The organism is Vibrio sp. 03_296, assembly GCF_002265885.1.
On the sequence record NZ_NPKW01000703.1, the window covers coordinates 1 to 850 of the forward strand.

Here is an 850-nt window from a genome sequence, read left to right on the forward strand (position 1 = left end):
ACCGTCGAGCGCGCACTGACATACTCATCGTAGTTTTCGGATGATATTTTGCTTCACCAAACTTTCTAGGTTGGTGAGTTTTTGCTTGGCGGATTCGAGATCAGCTTCGCTGCGCATTAACGCCGCCGAGGCATCCGTCAGGGCTTGAGGGGTCGGGTTTGGACGCACTTTGATCAGCGGTTGACCTTGCGTGACTTTTTCACCCACTTTCGCGTAAATTTCCCCGACGATACCATCAATTTGCGACTTAATTGACACAGAATGCGCTGGAACAATTTTGCCGACCGCCACCGCCTGTTTTTCAATGGTGCCCGTTGTCACCACAAGCGTGGGAAAAGCGTCCGGCTCCGCCGAAGATTGCAGATAGAAATACGCACCACCGCCGAGCAGCGCTACGCTCACAGCAGAGACAGCACAGTTTCGTCATTATGATCCAGCCATTATTAGGTAGTCGAATGACTACACCTCATACACAAAGTTGCAGGAATCATATCGGCTTTAATGTCTGGACATTGTCAGATTTGGTGATTGACTATGTCAGAGGGAATTGACAAAACTTATGCAGAAAAATCACGAAATTCATTGTAACTTCGGATAAAAAAGCAAGTTATGGACGCAGTAGCAACATTCAGCTTGGCCGATCGACATCGGTAATATCCCCGCCCACATTGATTGAGATAGTAATTTGTCAAAAACACGCATAATCTTGCTATCAACACTCAAAGAAGAAATGACCTATGACTGATTTCAATACTACTTYYATCAACTTCCTTGTTTGACTGTCAAAAGACCACAGTAAGCACGGATCTGGGTTGGTTAAACGGCAGCAATGAAAGAAGATGTAATTGCT

General features: G+C 45.8%; 1 pseudogene. It reads right to left on the reverse strand.

The features are described from left to right. Positions 1-402, reverse strand: a pseudogene (locus CIK04_RS27255) (efflux RND transporter periplasmic adaptor subunit); the annotation flags it as partial. Between the last annotated feature and the right edge of the window lie 448 nt (positions 403-850).